Below are 17,666 nucleotides of genomic sequence, written 5' to 3'. Positions count from 1 at the left end.
CCCCATTCTTCAGTGGATATAGACCACAATTCTTCTTTAGAACAACAGACGTAACAGGAGACATCCAACTAGAAGATGGCGTAGAAATGGTAATGCCAGGAGACAACGCAACCTTCAAGATTACCCTACAAAAACCAATCGCTCTAGAAGAAGGACTAAGATTCGCTGTTCGTGAAGGTGGTAGAACAGTAGCATCTGGAGTAGTAACAAAGGTAATAAAATAGTCCCACCCTAACACGAATATTTAGAATTTAAAAAGTTTATAGAGCGAACCAGAGGTTCGCTCTTATTCTTTAAGGAGCTTATATGAGAAATAAAAAATCACTTATATCTTTATTTTTAGTTATTATTTTCCTTTTCAGCTCTTGTCCAAATGAAAAGGTTTCCCGAAAAGGGATAACAAAAAATGAAACTTCTGATGAAGAAATGGTAGATGGCTCCAAGGCTGATAAAGCTAATAAGAAAATTGGAGTTGCTTATGAAGTAGGGGTAACTCCAGATGATTTTAATATGGACTATGATACATCGAGGCTTCTTTCTTTGAAGGATAAGAAGAGCAAGTATTATCCAAAAGATGGGGTCAAGGGTCTGTATCTTAATTCTAGTTCTGCTAGCGATTCTGAAAGTTTATATAAGATTGTCGATTTGATTGAAAATACAAGGCTTAATTCTCTAGTTGTGGATGTGAAGGATGATTTTGGAAATATCACCATGTCCTTTGCTAGTGATGATCCTGATATCAAATACGCATCTAGCGATATTATCAATCCAGAAGACTTTATTAAGGATATGCACGATAAGGGAATATATGTAATAGGAAGGATTACAAGTTTTAAGGATTCTATTATTACAGAAAAGCATCCTTCTTGGGGTTTTAGCAACGAGGATGGGTCTTTATTGACTGATGCTAATGGGCAAGCTTTTTTAAATCCATTCTTGAAGGAAGTTCAAGATTATGATATAAAAATAGCAAAGCTTGCTGCCAAGGCGGGTTTTGACGAGATTCAATTTGACTATGTTAGATTTGCTGATGGATTTGAAAGTTATGGCGATACTCTCGATTATTCCCGAGGGGAATTTGAAAATATGAAAATGAAAGAGGGAGATAAAAGGGTAGCTGCTATTACAGGCTTTGTTCAAAGGGCTAGGGAAGAACTTCAAGATTTTAGTGTTCCTATTTCTGTAGACCTTTATGGAAATGCCCTCCAAGTCGAAAGGGCTGATGGTATTGGCCAAGATTTCTATGAGATAAGTAATCAAACAGATGTTATTTCTTCTAAGGTCTATCCAGCTAAATGGGACTTGGGATCATTCGGCATAGAAAAACCAGACCTTGAACCATATGAAATTGTAAAAAGCTATCTTAAAGCTGAACAAGAGTGTCTATCTAAAATAGACCATAAGCCCCAATCTCGACCATGGATTCAAGATTTTACTGCTTCATGGTTAGGTGATGGTTATTGGATGGAATATGATAAAGATGCCATTGAGGCTCAAATTAAGGCTATTTATGATTCTGGAGGAAAGGAATTCTTGATTTGGAATGAAAATAGCGATTATACTGAAGGTGTAAAATACTAATGAAACATAAAAAAGCAAATGAAATTATAGAAAAGACTGCAACTATCATAGAAGTTTTGATATGCATTATTGTAATCTTAGGAGTTTGTTCAGGAATACCTAAATTAGTTCATTACATAGTGGAAATTTTTAGAGTTGGTAATTTACAAAACTCTTATATGCTGATGAATGATTTCCTAAAACACGCTCTCTTACTGATTGTTGGAATAGAGCTTATAGCCATGGTAATCACGAGAAGCCATGAGTCAATACTAACACTTATTTTGTTTGTCATTGCAAGAAAAATGTTGGTCTACTCACAAGGTCTTACAGATATCCTTATAGGTACAGTTTCTGTTGCGATAATTTTTGCTGTAATGAAATTTATCTTATCCGATAAGAAACTTTTGGCGAAATTGGATAATACCTTTGATGCATCTGTATCAATTTCTAAACTAAATAAGGAATATAATCTAAACTTACCAACTATGACCCATACTTTGGCTGGCCTAGTTTATGAGCTAGCAGATAAAGAAAAAATCAAAGATATCCACGAAAATACGACCATAGCTTATGGACAGTACATCTATAGGATTCTTTCGATTGAAAATGATGTTATAACTAGGGTGAGAATAGAGGAAAATTAAAATAGGGGTTAATGTAGAATAGCTATCCCATCATAGTTATAAATAATGATGGGATTAAGTTTATTCTACATTAGCCCCTTTATAGTCTGTGCTTTTTTCGGAATTGTGATGGTGTTATACCTACTTTTTTTCTGAAAACTTGATTAAAGTAGGATTGTGAATTGAATCCTACTATATCAGCTATAGTTTCCATGGAATGATTGGTTGATATTAATAAACCCTTTGATATTTCAATTCTTTTTAGGATTAGATATTCAATAGGAGTTACCCTATAGGCCTGCTTAAATTCTGCTATTAGATGAAACTTATTCATATAAGCCATATTAGATAAATCTTCAAGTTTCAAATCTTCTTCATAATTATTATCAATATAGCTTTTGATATAATCTATTTGCCTATTTATATCTATATCATGAACAACTTCGATTTCTTCTTGAAAATCTCTCAAGAAGTTTATTAGAAAGCAAGAAGCTAAAGCATCAGCTAAAGTTTTTGAATAGAGTTTTTCTGAGTGAAATTCTTTGATGATTTTGCTGAAAAGTTCATAGACTCTCTTGCTCTTGGTCTCGCAAGAAATATGAAAAAAGTTGTCGATTTCATTTTCTTTTTCTTCAGCTTCTAAAACTTCTGGTATTTCAGCTTCAGATTCAATGAAAGCATCATTTTCTTCTTCTTTATTTTTTATTGAGGTAAGACCTATACTTTCAAGACCAAAACCTAAGCTTCTGACTGTATATTTGTTCTCATCGACATAAATATTATGACCGATATTAGAATTTATTATTACCAAATCATTTTTTTTGATTTTAATAGATTCACTTTCGATAAAAAAAGTTCCACTTCCTTCAGCTATAAAATAAAAATAGATAAAAGGATGGAATTGAATCCTGGAACTGTTTGTATTTGTTAAAAAACTCTCATTAGCATCTAAAATTTTTATTTCTAAATCATCTTTGAATATGCTAGATTCAAGGATGTTTTCATTTATATTTTCCATAAAACCTCTGACTTAATAGTGAATAAAACTTAAACTAGAAAATTTATCATATCAATATTATATATATTATCACATTTACTATATTAGTTTCAAATATTTTTGATACTTTAAATAAATATAAGAATATTAAAATATGGTTAAGCTTTCTGCAATGTGTAAAATTAGAAGACAAGAGAACTTTTAGAATTATTGAAAATATCGGCAAGTTAAGTATAATTTACTTAGGTGATTGTATGAGTTTAATTTCTGATGATAAGATAAATCAAATATTACAAAGCTCAAATATAGTAGATGTTATAGGGGAGTATGTAGATTTAAAAAGATCGGGCTCATCCTTTAAGGGCCTGTGTCCTTTCCATAACGAAAAAACACCATCTTTTACAGTAGATGATAAGAAACAACTATTTCACTGTTTCGGATGTGGAGCAGGAGGAGATGTTGTTTCTTTTATAATGCAAAAAGAAGGTCTGTCTTATCCTGAAAGCTTGGAGTTTTTAGCCCATAAGGCTGGTATAAGCATTGACTATACAGAAGATCCCCAAGTTAATAATAAAAATAAAGAACTCTATGATATTAATAAGGATATCATGATGTTTTTTTATAAGAATCTTCTAGTTGATAGGAAGGCCCAACAATACCTTAAACAAAGGGGCTTATCTAGCAAGGTTGTAAATACTTTTATGCTTGGCTATGCTAAGGATTCTTGGGATGACTTGTATGCTTATATAAAAACTAAGAATTACAATGAAGAAGATATTGAAAGTTTGGGTCTAATCAAGAAGTCTAGCAAGGGAAACTATTATGATAAGTATAGGGATAGGATTATTTTCCCGATAATAAATCATTTTGGCAAGGTTATAGGCTTTGGTGGTAGGGCGGTTTCTGGTCAGATGCCAAAATATCTTAATTCACCTGAATCAAGTGTCTTCAAAAAAAGGTATAATCTTTATGCTCTTAATGTCTACAAGAGGCAAAAAAGAAAAGAGCTTATCCTTGTAGAAGGATACATGGACGTCATAGCCTTAAACAATCATGGACTTGATATAGCAGTTGCCTCCTTAGGGACGGCTTTGACTTTAGATCAAGCTAAGCTTATGAAGAGATATTCTGATGATATTTATATTTGCTATGATCAGGATGCTGCAGGCATCAAGGCTACAGAAAAGGCTATAGAGATTTTTCATCAAATAGATGTAAATCCAAGTATTATTGACCTTGATCCTGGCAATGATCCAGATGATTTTATTAGGGCAAATGGCAAAGATGCTTTTGAAGATAAGATAAAAAATGCAAGTGATTCTTACAATTACAAGTATAACAAGATTTTGGATGAATATAGCAAGGCGAATCCTTCTGAAAGGTTGGATAAGCTTAATTTGTTTGTTGAGTTTTTGGCTTCTATTAAGCAAGAGTTAACCCAAGAAATTTTTATCAATAATGTTTCAAAGTTATTTGACATAGATAAAATTACTTTAAAACAAGCTATTTCAAGGTATAATAAAAATACTGACCAAAAAATGGAAGATAAGGCTAAGTTTTATAAAAATAAGCCTATAATTGTAGAAAAAGTCGATACTGGCTTTAGAATAAATGATTTGGAAGTATTGAGATTGTTTTTTAATCAGAGGTCTGATTATGAAAAATATAGGGAATTTTTTGATAAGTCCATTGAAAATGAAAAGATAAACAATGTCAAAACTTTTTTGAAAGAAAAGGATGTTAGTAAATTTGATCTGGAAGATATGGATTATAGATATATTCTAGATTACATAAGAGATAATACCAATCCTATACTAGCAGAAGAATTGAAGAGGAAGATTATTCTATATAATAGGAAGAAAGAACTCGAAAGATTAAAGAAGAGATAGTCTTTAGAAGTAAGGGGAGTATTAATGACAAGCGATGACAATAAATTGCTCGATGATGATGTTCTAAAAGAAATTATAGAAGAATTTCAGTCTATCAGCGAGTCTCAAGATGGATTAATTACCTATTCGCAGATATATACATTCGAAAACTTCAAAGAAATGGAAGATGAGAGCAAGAAGTTTGTTATAAATCAGATAATAAATCTAGGTATTGAAATCGTAGAAAACTCTGAAACTGTTCTTGAAGAAGAAGAGGAAAACACTGAAGATTTAGACGATGAGATAGCTGATGATAAAGAAGATTTGGATGATGATATCAACGAAAAGGAATTAGAAGAAGATATCAGTAAATCAGTTGATATAATGGCTGGAGTTAAGGTTGATGACCCTGTAAAGATGTATCTTAAAGAAATAGGAAAAGTTAGCCTATTAACAGCAACAGAGGAAATAATTCTAGCTAGAAGGATGGAAATGGGCGAGATAGCCAAAAAGAAATTAGAAAATGTCAAGTTTAACAAGCAAAACAAAACTAAGCTTGCTAACGACATATTTTTTGGTGACCTTGCTAAGATATTAATGTTAGCTAACCAAAGTCTAAGAGATAAGGGAAGCGTAGACGAAAAGAGCAAGAGAGAAATTTCTGGTCTTATAAGTATGGGTAAGCTCTTTAAACAAATCATGGATAATGACTTGGATAAGGAGACCCTAGAAGAGCTAAAGACCAAGGTTATGATTTGCAATATTGCAGAAAATGCGGTTAATGAGGATGATCTTGATGAAAGTCAAGCAAATTCCTTATGCGATTTGTTTGATTCCTTCGATCATATGCTTAACATTACAAAATCTGACGAGATAGTTAATTTGGTCTATATATCATTTAACGATATTTTATCAAAAGCTGCGAATAAGGAACAGATTAAAACAAATGATAGGATGATTCTTGATGATTTTATAAATACAAGCTCTAGGGCCGAAAAAATCTATGATGGGGTAGGTCTTAGCAAGAAAGAGCTTTCAGAAATTGATGAATCTATTGAGCTAAGAGATTTAGCTTTCAAGATTATTAATGAAGATATCTTAAACGATGATGACTTTATGGAGCTAAAAAGAGCTGTAATAAATTCTAAGAGAGCTAAACAAAAGTTAGCAGAAACCAACCTAAGGCTTGTTGTTTCTATAGCTAAAAAATACGTTGGCAGAGGAATGAGTTTCCTTGATTTAATCCAAGAAGGAAATATGGGTCTAATGAAGGCTGTTGATAAGTACGATTATAACAGGGGCTTTAAATTCTCAACCTACGCAACTTGGTGGATAAGACAGGCCATAACCCGTGCCATAGCCGATCAAGCTAGAACAATAAGGATACCTGTTCATATGGTTGAAACTATTAACAAACTTGTAAGGATTCAAAGGCAATTAGTTCAAGATTTAGGTCGTGATCCATCTAACGAAGAAATTGCAGAGCAAATGGGAATAGAAGTTGATAAGGTTCAAGAGATTAGAAAAATCTCACAAGAACCAGTTTCTTTAGAAACCCCAATCGGTGAAGAAGATGATAGTCACTTGGGAGATTTCATAGAAGATGATACAGCAGTTGATCCTGGCGAAGCTGCCAACTACACAATGTTGCGTGAGCAATTAAACGATGTTTTATCTTGCTTGGGTGCTAGGGAGAAAAGAGTCCTACAACTAAGATTTGGTTTGATAGACGGAACTCCAAGAACCCTAGAAGAAGTTGGTAAGGAATTTGACGTAACGAGGGAGAGAATAAGACAAATTGAGGCTAAGGCCCTAAGAAAACTTAAATCTCCAAACAAAAGCGAATTATTGAAAGATTTTTTATAATGGAAGATAAGAAAAGATTATTAGATATAATTAGTCTAATTGATAAAAATAAAAAAGTTATAGATATAGGAACTGATCATGGATTAGTTCCTTTATATTTAGCAAAAAATGGGATAAGTGAAAATATCCTAGCCACAGACATATCGGAAAAATCCCTAGATAAGCTTAGGATGAGGTTAGATGATAATTTAAGGAGAATAATAACAACCAAGGTTACTGATGGCTTTGTTGGAATTGAAAAGCAAGATAAGCAAGTTGCGATTATTGCAGGTATGGGGGCCAATACCATAATAGACATAATAGAAAAGTCCCTAGATTTTGCGAAAAACCTAGATTATTTAGTCCTTGCGAGCAATGTCAATACTGAAAAATTAAGGACTTATTTAGTTGATAATAACTTTGAAATTATTAAGGATTTTTTAAGCTATGAGAATAACAAATACTATGATATTTTGAAAGTGCGCTTTGGCAATGCTAAGAAATTAACTTTAGCAGAAACATATTATGGCAAAGACGATATTGATACAAAAGCAGCCCTCTTAGTAGAAAAACTTGCCATAGATTATAAGAAAAATCAGGAGTTTAGGAAGGATATCCTCAATAAATCTAATGATTTAAAGAGTTTAAGTAGGATTGATGAAAAATTAAAAGCAATAGAGGAGATAAGAAATATATGGAAATTGGAGAATTAATCGCAAAACTTGAAGAAAAATACCCATTTTCTCTTCAAGAAGCCTGGGATAATTCAGGTCTCCAAATAGGTAATCCTAAAGATGAACTAAAAAATGTGATGGTATCTTTAGACCTCGAGGAAGAAACTATTAACAAGGCTATAGAAAATGATTGCAACTTAATAATCACCCACCATCCTTATCTTTTTAATGGAGCAAAGTCGATAGATCTTAGTAAAAACTTCTACAGGAGGCTTATGCTAGCAATAAAAAATGATTTGACAATCTATGCCTTCCATACAAATCTAGATATAGCTAAAGATGGCCTTAACGACAATTTATGTGATATTCTATCTATAAAAAATACCTCAGTCCTTGAAAAAGGAAAAGAAGAGGGTCTTGGTAGAATTGGTTATATAGAAAAACAAGAAACAGTTTCTTTTATAAAAAAATAAAAGATATACTAAAGGCTGATGGCTTGATTGTTTATGGCGATACAGATAAAAAAATAGAAAAGATTGCAGTATGTGGGGGAGCGGGTAGTGATTTGATTAAGGATGCCCTAGATAAGTCCTGTGATATGATGATTACAGGAGATGTTAGCTATCATGATGGGATGGACCTAGCCAATGAAGGAATTATAATTGTTGATCCGGGTCATTATGCGAGTGAAAACCATGTAGTCGAAAAATTAAAGCGAGAAATAGAAAAGTTTACAGAAACTAGAGTCTACACTTATTCTAAGGGTGATTCTTTTAGGAAATTTTATTAGTTTGTAATATCAAGTGAAAAAAGGTAAAATCAATATGGAGTAAATCGGGTAATCGCGGGATTAATTTCACGAGGAAAGTCCGTGCACCACAGAGCAAGGATGCTTGATAACGTCAAGTAGGAGTGATCTTCAGGCAAGTGCAACAGAAAGTATACCGCCAGATATCTGGTAAGGTTGGAATGGCGAGGTAAGAGCTCACCAGCTATCTAGTGATAGATAGGCTATGTAAACCCCATCCGGTGCAAGAACGAAAGGGACAGTAGGATGCCTGCTCGGCACAGTCCAGTATGGTTGTTCGCTTGAGCTTATTGGCGACAGTAAGCCTAGACAGATGATTATCCAAGACAGAACACGGCTTATAGATTTGCTCCCTACATAATTAACATTTTTGTAACTAATCATATAAGAAATGTTAAAATTGCTTACACTTTTCATAAAAATCTGTTAGTTTATTAGCTATTTTAGTGAAAATTGCACGAAAAACTAAGGGATATTATGGAGGGTGTAATTTTTTTGTAACTAATTCTTGACACTTTTGTTAAAAAGATATAAAATAGAAGATGATTTAGTACAAGAATTAATAAAGATTAAAGATTTAAAGATAATTTTCATTAAAATATTATATGGAGGACTTGATGAAAAAGAAAAATATAGGAGCTATGCTATCAGTTATAGCTGCAGTAACAGCAGGTGCTAGTGCATATGCGACTACAATTGACAATTTGGACCAAGATCAACATACCAATTCACTAATTTCAGAAGCAAACTATACAGATACTTATACAAACTATGATTTAGTGAAGTCTGAATATACTAATGAAGTTAAAAATACAAAAATAGCTCAAGAAGCTAAGCCTGTTGAAAGTAAAGAAGACAAAAAGGCTGACTTAGATAAATTAGTAGAAGAAGCTGCAAGAGATACTGTTATTGAAGTAAAGGCAGCAAAAATTGCAGATGAAAATAAAAAAGATGTTGCAGATGAAAAAGCAGTAGAATCTGAAGCTAAAGAAGAAGTTAATGACCTTCCAGTCGTTAAATATGTAAACACACCGCTACTTAACATTAGAAGTAGCAAGGAAATTACTGATAACAACATAGTATCATCTCTAAAAGCTGGTGATAAGGTTGTTGGAAAGCTAGAAGATGGCTTTTTAAGCACAGAAGAAGGATACATAAGCGAAGGATATCTATCTGATTATTATCCAGAAGATTTAGTTAATGAATTAAATACTAAAGAAGAAGCTAAGGCTAGTCAAGAAGCTCAAGTGGCAGATGAAGCAAATAATGCTAAAGAACAAAATGCGGCAGAGGAAGCTAAGAAAGCCCAAGAAGCTAAGGCAGCTGAGGAAGCTAAAAAAGCTCAAGAAGCTAAGGTAGCCGAAGAAGCTAAAAAAGCTCAAGAAGCTAAGGCAGCCGAAGAAGCTAAGAAAGCTCAAGAAGCTAAGGCAGCTGAACAAGCCAAAGAAGAACAAACTTATTATTATACAGGTTGGGTAAACACAACTGTTCTTAATGTTAGAAATAAAGCTAATAATGGATCTATAATCGGTTCTGTAAGAAAAGGTGACAGGTTAGAAGGTCAAGTATCTAATGGCTGGTTAGAAATTAATTATAATGGTCAAAAAGGATATGTATCAACTGGATATATGTCAGATACAGAAGTAGCTAAAGAAGAAGTAAAAGAAGCTCCTAAAAAAGAAGAAAAAGCTCCTCAACAACAAGAAGAAGCAGTTAAGGAAGTTGAAGATGTAGAAGAAGCATCATATCAACAAGCTCCTGCTAAGAATGGATCTGGACTAAATGCAGCAGGTCTTGCTACTCAATTTGTTGGTAGTCCATATGTTTGGGGTGAAGCTAATCCAAATGTTGGATTTGACTGCTCGGGACTTACTTCTTATGTATATAGACAAATGGGTATATCAATTCCTCACCAATCAGCAGCCCAATATTCATGTGGTTATGCGGTAAATTCGTCAAATCTACAAGCAGGAGATTTGGTATTCTTCTCCTTTGGTGGAGGTGGAATCGACCACGTTGGTATAGTTGTTAATTCCGATGGTACCTTTGTTCATGCTTCAACACCTGCAACAGGAGTTAAATATGACAATGTGTACAACGGAAGCTTCCAAAATGCTTTTGTAGGTGCAAGAAGAATATATTAAGACAAAAATTTATCCCCAATTAGCTATTAGTTATTTGGGGCTTTTTTAATGGAGGAAAAATGAAGCAACTAACAACTGATAGGATTAAGGACAAGCTTGTAAAAAAATTAAGTGAAGCAAAAATAAAGAGGAAGATTTTATTACTTTCCCAAAATCCCACAGCTGAAGTAAATTTCTATAAGAATATTATAATAAAAAGATGTAGGGACTTTGGGATTGTTTATGTAGACAAAGAGTTTGAAAATGAAGATAGCTCAGAAATATTAGCATACCTTAAACAATATGATAGGGAGGATGCCTACATATTTCTAGCCCCTTTTGCTGGGGGCAAGGACTTGAGTGAACTAAAAAAGAAAGTTGAACTTACAGACCTGGATGCTTTTACTTACAAGAGCCTTGGAATGACAATGCAAGGAGATATCTCATCCCTACCAGCTACAGCCAGAGCCATTGCGAGTTTTCTGGAAGAAAGATATACTAGTTTTAGAGGGAAAAATATTGTTATAGCCAACACTACTATGGTTATAGGAAAGCCACTAGCCATGTATTTATCTAGCAAATCTGCCACAGTAAGTCTTATAAATAGCAAAACTAAAAATTCCAAAGAAATGATTAAAAATTCTGATATCTTTATCTCAGCAATAGGTAAGGCAAACTTTTATGATAAGTCATATTTTAGAGATCAGATGTTAATTGTAGATGTAGGAACAAGCTATATAGATGGAAAAGTATATGGGGATGTAGCTTATGAATCTATAGCTGATATGGACGTCGAGATACTTACTAATAAAAAGGGAATAGGTGCTATAACAACCCTAAAGCTCCTAGAGGGCCTAATATAAAAGAGCTGTCGCAAAAATCTAGCGACAGCTCTTATTAATTATCCAAACTTTTTACAAGTTCAATTGCCTTTTCATAATCTGGTAAATCTGTATTTTGGTCAAGATATTCGGCATAAACTATTTTGTTGTCTTTATCTATAACAAAAACAGATCTATTCAATAATTGTAATTCATTGATCAGAGTAGAATATTTTTTGGCGAAATCATGATAAATATAATCAGATACGAACTTATTCTTATTTATTTCTTTTTCTTTAGTAAATCTTACTTGAGCAAAAGGTAAATCATTTGATACTGTTATTAATGAAACATTATCTGAGAAGTCTTCAGCGGCTTTTGTAAACATGGTTGTTTGGATTTCACATACTGATGTGTCTATTGATGGGATAACTGAAATCAATCTAATTTTTCCCTTATATATTGAGGAATCGAAATCATTTAACTCGTTATCAATAGCTTTAAATTCTGGAGCAGTATCTCCCACTCTTAGCTTATTGCCATCAACGCTTACATCTACTGTTCCAAATTTTACTTTTCGTGACATATATAATCCTTTCTATAAATAAGCTTACTATTAATATACCCTTTTTAATCTATTTAAAACTTAATATATTGTAAATAGTAGAATCTTGAGGTATAATTTATCAGTATGAAAATATAAGGAGGCAAAATGGCAGACATAGTTTTACAAGCGCAAAAAAGAGAAGCTACTGGTAAAAACAAAGTTAATAAGCTTAGAGCTAACGAACTAGTACCAGGAGTTATTTATGCCAAAGATGAAGAAAATATAAATGTTCAAGTAACAGCTAGAGATTTTGAAAAGGTACTTAGACAAGCTGGAACATCTACAATTATCACATTAGACATTGATGGAGAAAACAAGGACGTTCTTATTAAAGCGTACCAAAATCACCCATTCAAAAATCAATTTTTACACGTTGACTTCCAAGCGATCAACCAAAACGAAGCAATTAGAGTTCAAGTTCCAGTTGTACTTGTAGGAAGAGACGATATAGTAGTTGAACCATCAGTATTAGTTCAAAACATCGACGTAGTTGAAGTAGAGTGCTTACCAAAATTCATTCCTCAAACAGCAGAAGTTGAAGTAAAAGACCTACAAATCGGTGACGTAAGAACTATAGCTGATCTTGATATTTTCAAAAACGCAGACATTACAATTCTTGAAGAAGAAGACGCTGTTATCTGTTCACTACAAGAACCAGCAGAAGAAAAAGCAGCCGCAGAGGGCGAAGAAGCTGGAGCAGCTGACGTTCCAACTGTTGGCGAAACAGAAGCAAAAAATTCTGAAGAAGAATAATAAAAAAGGCCATAAGGTCTTTTTTTGTGCCCAAAATGCTCGGGATTTTCTAAGTCAATATTTCTTACTTATGGTATAATAGTACCATGGATGGAAAATTAATAGTATTTGAAGGTCCGGATGGATCTGGAAAAACAACTGTACTCAGTGAAGTAAAGAAGAGATTAGAAAAAGATAAGATAGAATTCCTTGATTATAGAGAACCAGGTGGCACTTATATTTCGGAAAAGATAAGAGATATTATTATAGACAAGGATAATATTGCAATGACTGCCAGTTGTGAATGTTTGCTTTTTGCTGCAAGCAGGGCCCAGCTTGTCGAAGAAAAAATTAAGCCAGCTCTAGAATCAGGAATGTTAGTCTTATGCGATAGATTTGTCCTAAGTTCACTTTTATACCAAGGTGTTGGAAGAGGGCTAGGTATAGATAAGGTAAAAGAGATAAATGATTTCGCAACTGCTGGTCTAAGGGCCGATTTAACAATATTTTTTGATATAGACTATAAAACAGCATTAATAAGAAAGAGAGAAAATTTCTCGGCTGATAGGCTTGAAAGTGAAGATTTTGATTTTCACAAGAAAATATTTAACGCTTATCTAGATATTGCAGAAAGATATAAGAAAGAGATTAAGAAAATTGATGCAAGCAAGTCTGTTACTGAAGTAACGGATCAAGTTATGAAATTAATTTATGAATCATTGGAGGAAAAACAATGAAATTACTAATAGCCATAGTGCAAGATGCAGATGTTAACTTTTTAGTTGATGCCTTAACAGATAAGGGCTATAGGATAACCAAGCTTTCAACAACTGGTGGTTTCCTAAAAAAAGGAAACACTACCCTACTTATAGGTGTTGAGGAAGAGGATCTTGACGAAGTTTTAGGAGTAATTGAAAAGAATTGCAAGAAGAGAAATACAACGACTACAATTATTAACCCAACAGCTGAAAGCTCCCTTCTAACCAATACTGTTCCAATAGATATAACAGTTGGTGGAGCTACAATTTTTATAATAGATGTTGAAAAATATATTCAAATATGAGCATCTTAGATGAGCAAATAAAAAATAAGAATCTTGCTAGTGCCTATATATTTGAAGGTAAGAATCCTGACTATAACAAGACTTTCGCCCTAGAATTTGCTAGAAAAGTTTTTGAATCTTATGGGATAGTTCAAGAAAATGAAACTAACCCAGACTTGTATCTTATAGATAAGGAAGGCTCTGTTATAGATATTGAAAGCATTAGAGAAATGCTTAAAAATATCTACCTAAGGCCAGAAAATTCAAAAATCAAAATATATATAATTCACCAAGCTCAAGACCTAAGGCAAGAAGGTGCCAATGCTATGCTTAAAAGCCTAGAGGAATTAAAATCTTATGTCAAGTTGATTTTTACTTGTGTAAACAAAGACACGATTCTTCCAACCATAAGATCTAGGTGCCAAACACTTACAATCCAAGCAGATGAGCCAGCCTTAGATATAGATATGGACTATTTGTATGAAATATGGTCTGACTTGTACAAGGGTAAAATCGAAAGCTTTTATAAAAATAAGGAATTTTTTGACAAATATAAGGAAGATAGACAGACTATTTATCTAGCAATCGAAAAACTCTACCAAAATCTTATTAAATATAAATTTAGTAAAAATGAACTAGATTTAGCTACTAGCTATATGATGAAGAAATTTCCACTAATTAGTCTAGATAAGATTGAAAGGTCCATAGACCTTGTAGAAACAATTAAAAATGCAAGCAAAACAAACATCAATTATGATTTAAGTATTGAGAAAATCGTCTTTGATGTTTTTAGAGAGGGGAAACGCTGATTGAAAGTCGTAGGAATAAGATTTAGACAGGCGGGAAAAATTTATTATTTTAACGCCAAAAATATAGAATTTGAATACAAAGACTTGGCAGTAGTAGAAACATCCAATGGAATAGAAATCGCTGAAGTTGCCTTAACTGATGTAGATTTAGAAAAAAATCAACTAAAAGAAAAACTATCTGAAATAATTAGGAAAGCAACAAAAGATGACATCTACTACTACAAAAAAAACGAAAAAGAAGCAAAAGAAGCTATTGGCTTGTGTCAACAAAAGGCTTGTGAACACGGTCTTAGTATGAAGATAATAGATGCCAAATACACATTCGATAGAAGCAAAATCACCTTCTACTTCAAATCTGAAAACAGGGTTGATTTTAGGGGGCTTGTAAAAGACTTGGCAGCCATATACAAAAATAGGATTGAACTAAGACAAATCGGGGTAAGAGATCATGCAAAAATGATTGAACACTTTGGACCTTGTGGTCAAAGATGCTGTTGCGGAAGATTCTTAAATGACTTCAAACCCTTATCAATCAAGATGGCAAAGGACCAAAATATAACCTTAGACCCAGCTAAAATCTCGGGCATATGTGGTAGACTCATGTGTTGCCTATCTTACGAAGAAGAATGCTATAAATGTGCCAAGAAAATCATGCCGAAAGAAGGCCAAAAAGTAAAAACTGCTGATGGATATGGTATGGTCCTTGAAAATGACTACGTCAAAGAAAGCTCAAGAGTAAGAGTAAAACTAACAGGCACAGATGAGGAAATAGAAGAAAGCTACCTACTAAAGGAAATGGAATATTAAAAATGCGATTAAAAATGATAATTAATATCAATTTGAATAAATTATCATTTTAAAATTAAAATTGGAATAAATATAAAAAATTTCTTGACTTTTTAAGTCTTGTGTTGTATATTATAAACATAAGAAATAACAAATAGGAGGAATAATATGGCTTATAGAATAGATGAAAATACATGTATATCTTGCGGATCATGTGAAGGTGAATGCCCAGTAGGAGCAATCGCACAAGGCGATGCAGCTTACGAAATTGACGCTGATGCTTGTATCGATTGTGGATCATGTGCAGCAGTTTGCCCAGTAGAAGCAATTGACCAAGAATAATCATATACATAAATAATAGACATAGGAAAGACCCTGCTGGGTCTTTTTTCTTTTGGGATATTTTAACTAAATGGATTATCCGATAAGTTAAAGAAAAATATAAGCAATACTTTATAATAAATTAATTTTAACTATTTTAGAAAAGTTATAAAATTCACTAAGAAATGGAAAAATGTTATAATAATATCTAGGATAGGAAGTTGAAGCCTAAGTAGCATGAGCAAGGGTCTATCAGTAAATAATAACTGAAGAGTTTTTCTAAGTAAATAAAAAACTGAAATAAGAAAATAATAAATGTTGATAATTCAAGTAAATTTAAGTGTTGTACCCGCACACGCGGGGGTGATCCTACATAGGGTATCTCTTGCTCTGATTCAACTAAGTTTTACCCGCACACGCAGGGGTGCATTAATAAATAAAATTGCCGAATCTCATATGAAAAAAGTGTACATTTTGATATTTACATTTATAATAAATTATTATTTATGGATAAGAAACGGTAGATGATAATTGGAAAAGTTAATGATTTAAGATTTAAAATCCAGTAATTTTAATATACAAAGATAAAATTCAAAAAATAGCTTGCTCTAGGGGAGGTTTTGTTTTTGATATAAAAATGGAGCTAGAAACAGGACTTGAACCTGCAACCTACGGTTTACGATACCGGTGCTCTACCACTTGAGCTATTCTAGCATATATATATGATATCATATTTTTTGATTATTGTAAGTACTTTTAATTTTTTTATTGTATCTTTAAGGATATTTGATATAATTATTAGTATGGAGTTATTATGGATTTTACAAATGTTTTTAATGATATAGGAAATGTATTAACCTACAATCAAATAACGCTAATTCCAATATTTTTTGCGGTGATTTTGTTGCTTTTGTTTGCTATTTCAAAGGCTTTTAGGAAGAGTGGTTTATTTTTGCTTGGACTAACTTTTGCAGTGGATTATGGGATTAGGTCTTTGCCAATCGACTTGTATGGTATGTTTCCTATTTTAAATAATGTTATCGCAGGCTTTTATTTGCTTGGCGGGATTATTTTTGTTATTAGGATTATTAAAATTCTTGTTAAGTCGTCTACTAATTTGGTTAAGGCTAGTGAGTATAAAGCTAGGAAGAATGGATTTTTCAGCTATACAGGAGCTTTGCCTTTTTTAATTATGATTATAGTTAGTATTGTCGATAGTAATAATTTGTTGCCAAAGGCTTTAAAGAGTCTTCTTACTTCTTTGTCTTTTTTGTATATGATTTTTAGGACTTTATTTTCTACCTACAAGCATCTTAATGAAAAGGATATAAGGCTTGTGAATGATAAGATGAAGTTTGATGATATTGACCAATTTCTTAATGAGAAGACCCAGGATTCTAAGGCTAAGGGCGTTAATGCTGATAGGAAGGTAAGAAAAAGTCTTGATGATGATGTTAAGATTTTTTCTGGTCTAAAGCCTAAGCTAGTTGCTAGTAAAAAGCCCGATAAGGTTGAGGATTTAAGAGATGATCTTTTTAGGCTTCAAGATAAGGAAAGAGAGATTGAAAAGATAGAAAAAGAACTTTCTAATACCGATATTATCCATATGGTTAGCAGGGAGGATAAGTCTTTTCTTAATGAAACTACTATTAGGATTACTAATATAGAAACGGGTGAAGTTACCTCATATACTAGTAGGAATGCTAAGTTCAATATCGTTGAAGACAAGGAATATAAGGTTGATTTAGAGTTTAGGCATACTAATGAGTATGATTATGGGAGATTTATTGATATTTTGATAAGGTATTCTAAGGATAGACAAGCCTACAAGTTTGAGCTTATTGTCGCTCCTTCTGATATAAAAGAGTCTAAGATTGTTCTTTATGATCCATCGAATATTTTTGATTTTAGTGAAGAGAATTATCAAAATATTGGTGGTAAAATTATTAGTATGAATTTTCCAAAGTACAAAATTAATTTTATTACTGGAAATTAATTTTAAATAGTGGGGATAAGGATAGGATTTTGTGCCTATCTTTTCCCTTTT

General features: G+C 32.7%; 17 protein-coding genes, 1 tRNA gene, 1 other RNA gene and 1 pseudogene. 17 read left to right on the top strand and 3 right to left on the bottom strand.

The features are described 5' to 3' along the window. The 3 genes from HMPREF0077_RS02130 to HMPREF0077_RS02120 form a co-directional block, all read left to right on the top strand. A partial coding sequence (locus HMPREF0077_RS02130) for an EF-Tu C-terminal domain-related protein (protein WP_004836255.1) occupies nucleotides 1-224 on the top strand: 224 nt, incomplete at its 5' end. An 82-nt stretch (nucleotides 225-306) separates the two neighbouring features. Next, nucleotides 307-1,581, top strand: a complete 1,275-nt coding sequence (locus HMPREF0077_RS02125; RefSeq protein ID WP_004836254.1) for a putative glycoside hydrolase — start codon at nucleotides 307-309, stop codon at nucleotides 1,579-1,581. Continuing rightward, a complete protein-coding gene (locus HMPREF0077_RS02120; protein WP_004836253.1) occupies nucleotides 1,581-2,207 on the top strand; it encodes an HlyC/CorC family transporter associated domain-containing protein in 627 nt (208 codons plus the stop codon). Before HMPREF0077_RS02125 ends, HMPREF0077_RS02120 begins: the two co-directional genes overlap by 1 nt. 79 nt (nucleotides 2,208-2,286) lie before the next feature. Here the strand turns inward: HMPREF0077_RS02120 and HMPREF0077_RS02115 are convergent, their stop codons facing one another. Continuing rightward, nucleotides 2,287-3,204 carry an AraC family transcriptional regulator gene (locus HMPREF0077_RS02115; protein ID WP_004836252.1) on the bottom strand — a complete coding sequence of 306 codons (918 nt, stop codon included), beginning with the start codon at nucleotides 3,202-3,204 and terminating at the stop codon, nucleotides 2,287-2,289. Between the two features lie 233 nt (nucleotides 3,205-3,437). Here HMPREF0077_RS02115 and dnaG point away from each other — a divergent pair, with 233 nt between their 5' ends. From dnaG to HMPREF0077_RS02085, 7 genes and pseudogenes are all read left to right on the top strand, one after another. Continuing rightward, a complete protein-coding gene (gene dnaG / locus HMPREF0077_RS02110) occupies nucleotides 3,438-5,072 on the top strand; it encodes a DNA primase (RefSeq protein WP_004836251.1) in 1,635 nt (544 codons plus the stop codon). Between the two features lie 24 nt (nucleotides 5,073-5,096). Further along, nucleotides 5,097-6,917, top strand: a complete 1,821-nt coding sequence (gene rpoD / locus HMPREF0077_RS02105; protein WP_004836249.1) for an RNA polymerase sigma factor RpoD — start codon at nucleotides 5,097-5,099, stop codon at nucleotides 6,915-6,917. Further along, nucleotides 6,917-7,609, top strand: coding sequence for a tRNA (adenine(22)-N(1))-methyltransferase (locus tag HMPREF0077_RS02100; protein ID WP_004836248.1), 693 nt, complete (start codon nucleotides 6,917-6,919; stop codon nucleotides 7,607-7,609). Before rpoD ends, HMPREF0077_RS02100 begins: the two co-directional genes overlap by 1 nt. Then, a pseudogene (locus HMPREF0077_RS02095) lies at nucleotides 7,591-8,360 on the top strand (Nif3-like dinuclear metal center hexameric protein). Before HMPREF0077_RS02100 ends, HMPREF0077_RS02095 begins: the two are co-directional and overlap by 19 nt. Before the next feature lie 36 nt (nucleotides 8,361-8,396). Next, nucleotides 8,397-8,735: RNase P RNA component class A (gene rnpB / locus HMPREF0077_RS10355), an RNA gene on the top strand. A 260-nt stretch (nucleotides 8,736-8,995) separates the two neighbouring features. Beyond that, complete coding sequence (locus tag HMPREF0077_RS02090; RefSeq protein WP_040349243.1) at nucleotides 8,996-10,522, top strand: C40 family peptidase; 1,527 nt, start codon at nucleotides 8,996-8,998, stop codon at nucleotides 10,520-10,522. Between the two features lie 59 nt (nucleotides 10,523-10,581). Continuing rightward, nucleotides 10,582-11,364 carry a bifunctional 5,10-methylenetetrahydrofolate dehydrogenase/5,10-methenyltetrahydrofolate cyclohydrolase gene (locus tag HMPREF0077_RS02085; RefSeq protein WP_004836244.1) on the top strand — a complete coding sequence of 261 codons (783 nt, stop codon included), beginning with the start codon at nucleotides 10,582-10,584 and terminating at the stop codon, nucleotides 11,362-11,364. Between the two features lie 34 nt (nucleotides 11,365-11,398). On the opposite strand, the gene tpx is transcribed toward HMPREF0077_RS02085, so the two are convergent. After that, nucleotides 11,399-11,908 carry a thiol peroxidase gene (gene tpx, locus HMPREF0077_RS02080; protein WP_004836243.1) on the bottom strand — a complete coding sequence of 170 codons (510 nt, stop codon included), beginning with the start codon at nucleotides 11,906-11,908 and terminating at the stop codon, nucleotides 11,399-11,401. A 126-nt stretch (nucleotides 11,909-12,034) separates the two neighbouring features. Here tpx and HMPREF0077_RS02075 point away from each other — a divergent pair, with 126 nt between their 5' ends. The 6 genes from HMPREF0077_RS02075 (at nucleotide 12,035) to HMPREF0077_RS02050 (ending at nucleotide 15,640) form a co-directional block, all read left to right on the top strand. Beyond that, nucleotides 12,035-12,682 (top strand): 50S ribosomal protein L25, encoded by a 648-nt coding sequence (locus HMPREF0077_RS02075; RefSeq protein ID WP_004836242.1) that lies wholly within the window; start codon nucleotides 12,035-12,037, stop codon nucleotides 12,680-12,682. A gap of 86 nt (nucleotides 12,683-12,768) precedes the next feature. Then, a complete protein-coding gene (tmk, locus tag HMPREF0077_RS02070; protein ID WP_004836241.1) occupies nucleotides 12,769-13,398 on the top strand; it encodes a dTMP kinase in 630 nt (209 codons plus the stop codon). Beyond that, a complete protein-coding gene (locus HMPREF0077_RS02065) occupies nucleotides 13,395-13,724 on the top strand; it encodes a cyclic-di-AMP receptor (protein ID WP_004836240.1) in 330 nt (109 codons plus the stop codon). Before tmk ends, HMPREF0077_RS02065 begins: the two co-directional genes overlap by 4 nt. Continuing rightward, on the top strand, nucleotides 13,721-14,512 hold the full coding sequence (locus HMPREF0077_RS02060) for a DNA polymerase III subunit delta (RefSeq protein ID WP_004836239.1): 792 nt from the start codon (nucleotides 13,721-13,723) through the stop codon (nucleotides 14,510-14,512). Before HMPREF0077_RS02065 ends, HMPREF0077_RS02060 begins: the two co-directional genes overlap by 4 nt. Further along, entirely contained in the window at nucleotides 14,513-15,319 is an 807-nt protein-coding gene (locus HMPREF0077_RS02055; RefSeq protein WP_004836238.1) for a PSP1 domain-containing protein, read from the top strand. It begins immediately after the preceding gene. 147 nt (nucleotides 15,320-15,466) lie between these two features. After that, nucleotides 15,467-15,640 (top strand): ferredoxin family protein, encoded by a 174-nt coding sequence (locus HMPREF0077_RS02050; protein ID WP_004836237.1) that lies wholly within the window; start codon nucleotides 15,467-15,469, stop codon nucleotides 15,638-15,640. Nucleotides 15,641-16,257: 617 nt separating this feature from the next. On the opposite strand, the gene HMPREF0077_RS02045 is transcribed toward HMPREF0077_RS02050, so the two are convergent. Next, nucleotides 16,258-16,333 (bottom strand) — tRNA-Thr (locus tag HMPREF0077_RS02045). Nucleotides 16,334-16,433: 100 nt separating this feature from the next. Here HMPREF0077_RS02045 and HMPREF0077_RS02040 point away from each other — a divergent pair. Next, on the top strand, nucleotides 16,434-17,615 hold the full coding sequence (locus tag HMPREF0077_RS02040; RefSeq protein ID WP_004836236.1) for a hypothetical protein: 1,182 nt from the start codon (nucleotides 16,434-16,436) through the stop codon (nucleotides 17,613-17,615). Nucleotides 17,616-17,666 lie beyond the last annotated feature (51 nt).

The sequence above is a fragment of the Anaerococcus tetradius ATCC 35098 genome (assembly GCF_000159095.1).
In the GTDB taxonomy this organism is placed as follows: domain Bacteria; phylum Bacillota; class Clostridia; order Tissierellales; family Peptoniphilaceae; genus Anaerococcus; species Anaerococcus tetradius.
This window is presented reverse-complemented; position numbering and strand designations above follow the sequence as displayed.

What these genes read in the sequence shown, in the direction of transcription:
- HMPREF0077_RS02090 (WP_040349243.1), top strand. Translation starts at nt 8,996, where the DNA reads ATGAAAAAGAAAAATATAGGAGCTATGCTATCAGTTATAGCTGCAGTA.
- tpx (WP_004836243.1), bottom strand. Translation starts at nt 11,908, where the DNA reads ATGTCACGAAAAGTAAAATTTGGAACAGTAGATGTAAGCGTTGATGGC.
- HMPREF0077_RS02065 (WP_004836240.1), top strand. Translation starts at nt 13,395, where the DNA reads ATGAAATTACTAATAGCCATAGTGCAAGATGCAGATGTTAACTTTTTA.
- HMPREF0077_RS02120 (WP_004836253.1), top strand. Translation starts at nt 1,581, where the DNA reads ATGAAACATAAAAAAGCAAATGAAATTATAGAAAAGACTGCAACTATC.
- HMPREF0077_RS02115 (WP_004836252.1), bottom strand. Translation starts at nt 3,204, where the DNA reads ATGGAAAATATAAATGAAAACATCCTTGAATCTAGCATATTCAAAGAT.
- HMPREF0077_RS02050 (WP_004836237.1), top strand. Translation starts at nt 15,467, where the DNA reads ATGGCTTATAGAATAGATGAAAATACATGTATATCTTGCGGATCATGT.
- HMPREF0077_RS02125 (WP_004836254.1), top strand. Translation starts at nt 307, where the DNA reads ATGAGAAATAAAAAATCACTTATATCTTTATTTTTAGTTATTATTTTC.
- HMPREF0077_RS02060 (WP_004836239.1), top strand. Translation starts at nt 13,721, where the DNA reads ATGAGCATCTTAGATGAGCAAATAAAAAATAAGAATCTTGCTAGTGCC.
- tmk (WP_004836241.1), top strand. Translation starts at nt 12,769, where the DNA reads ATGGATGGAAAATTAATAGTATTTGAAGGTCCGGATGGATCTGGAAAA.
- HMPREF0077_RS02040 (WP_004836236.1), top strand. Translation starts at nt 16,434, where the DNA reads ATGGATTTTACAAATGTTTTTAATGATATAGGAAATGTATTAACCTAC.
- dnaG (WP_004836251.1), top strand. Translation starts at nt 3,438, where the DNA reads ATGAGTTTAATTTCTGATGATAAGATAAATCAAATATTACAAAGCTCA.
- HMPREF0077_RS02100 (WP_004836248.1), top strand. Translation starts at nt 6,917, where the DNA reads ATGGAAGATAAGAAAAGATTATTAGATATAATTAGTCTAATTGATAAA.
- HMPREF0077_RS02085 (WP_004836244.1), top strand. Translation starts at nt 10,582, where the DNA reads ATGAAGCAACTAACAACTGATAGGATTAAGGACAAGCTTGTAAAAAAA.
- rpoD (WP_004836249.1), top strand. Translation starts at nt 5,097, where the DNA reads ATGACAAGCGATGACAATAAATTGCTCGATGATGATGTTCTAAAAGAA.
- HMPREF0077_RS02075 (WP_004836242.1), top strand. Translation starts at nt 12,035, where the DNA reads ATGGCAGACATAGTTTTACAAGCGCAAAAAAGAGAAGCTACTGGTAAA.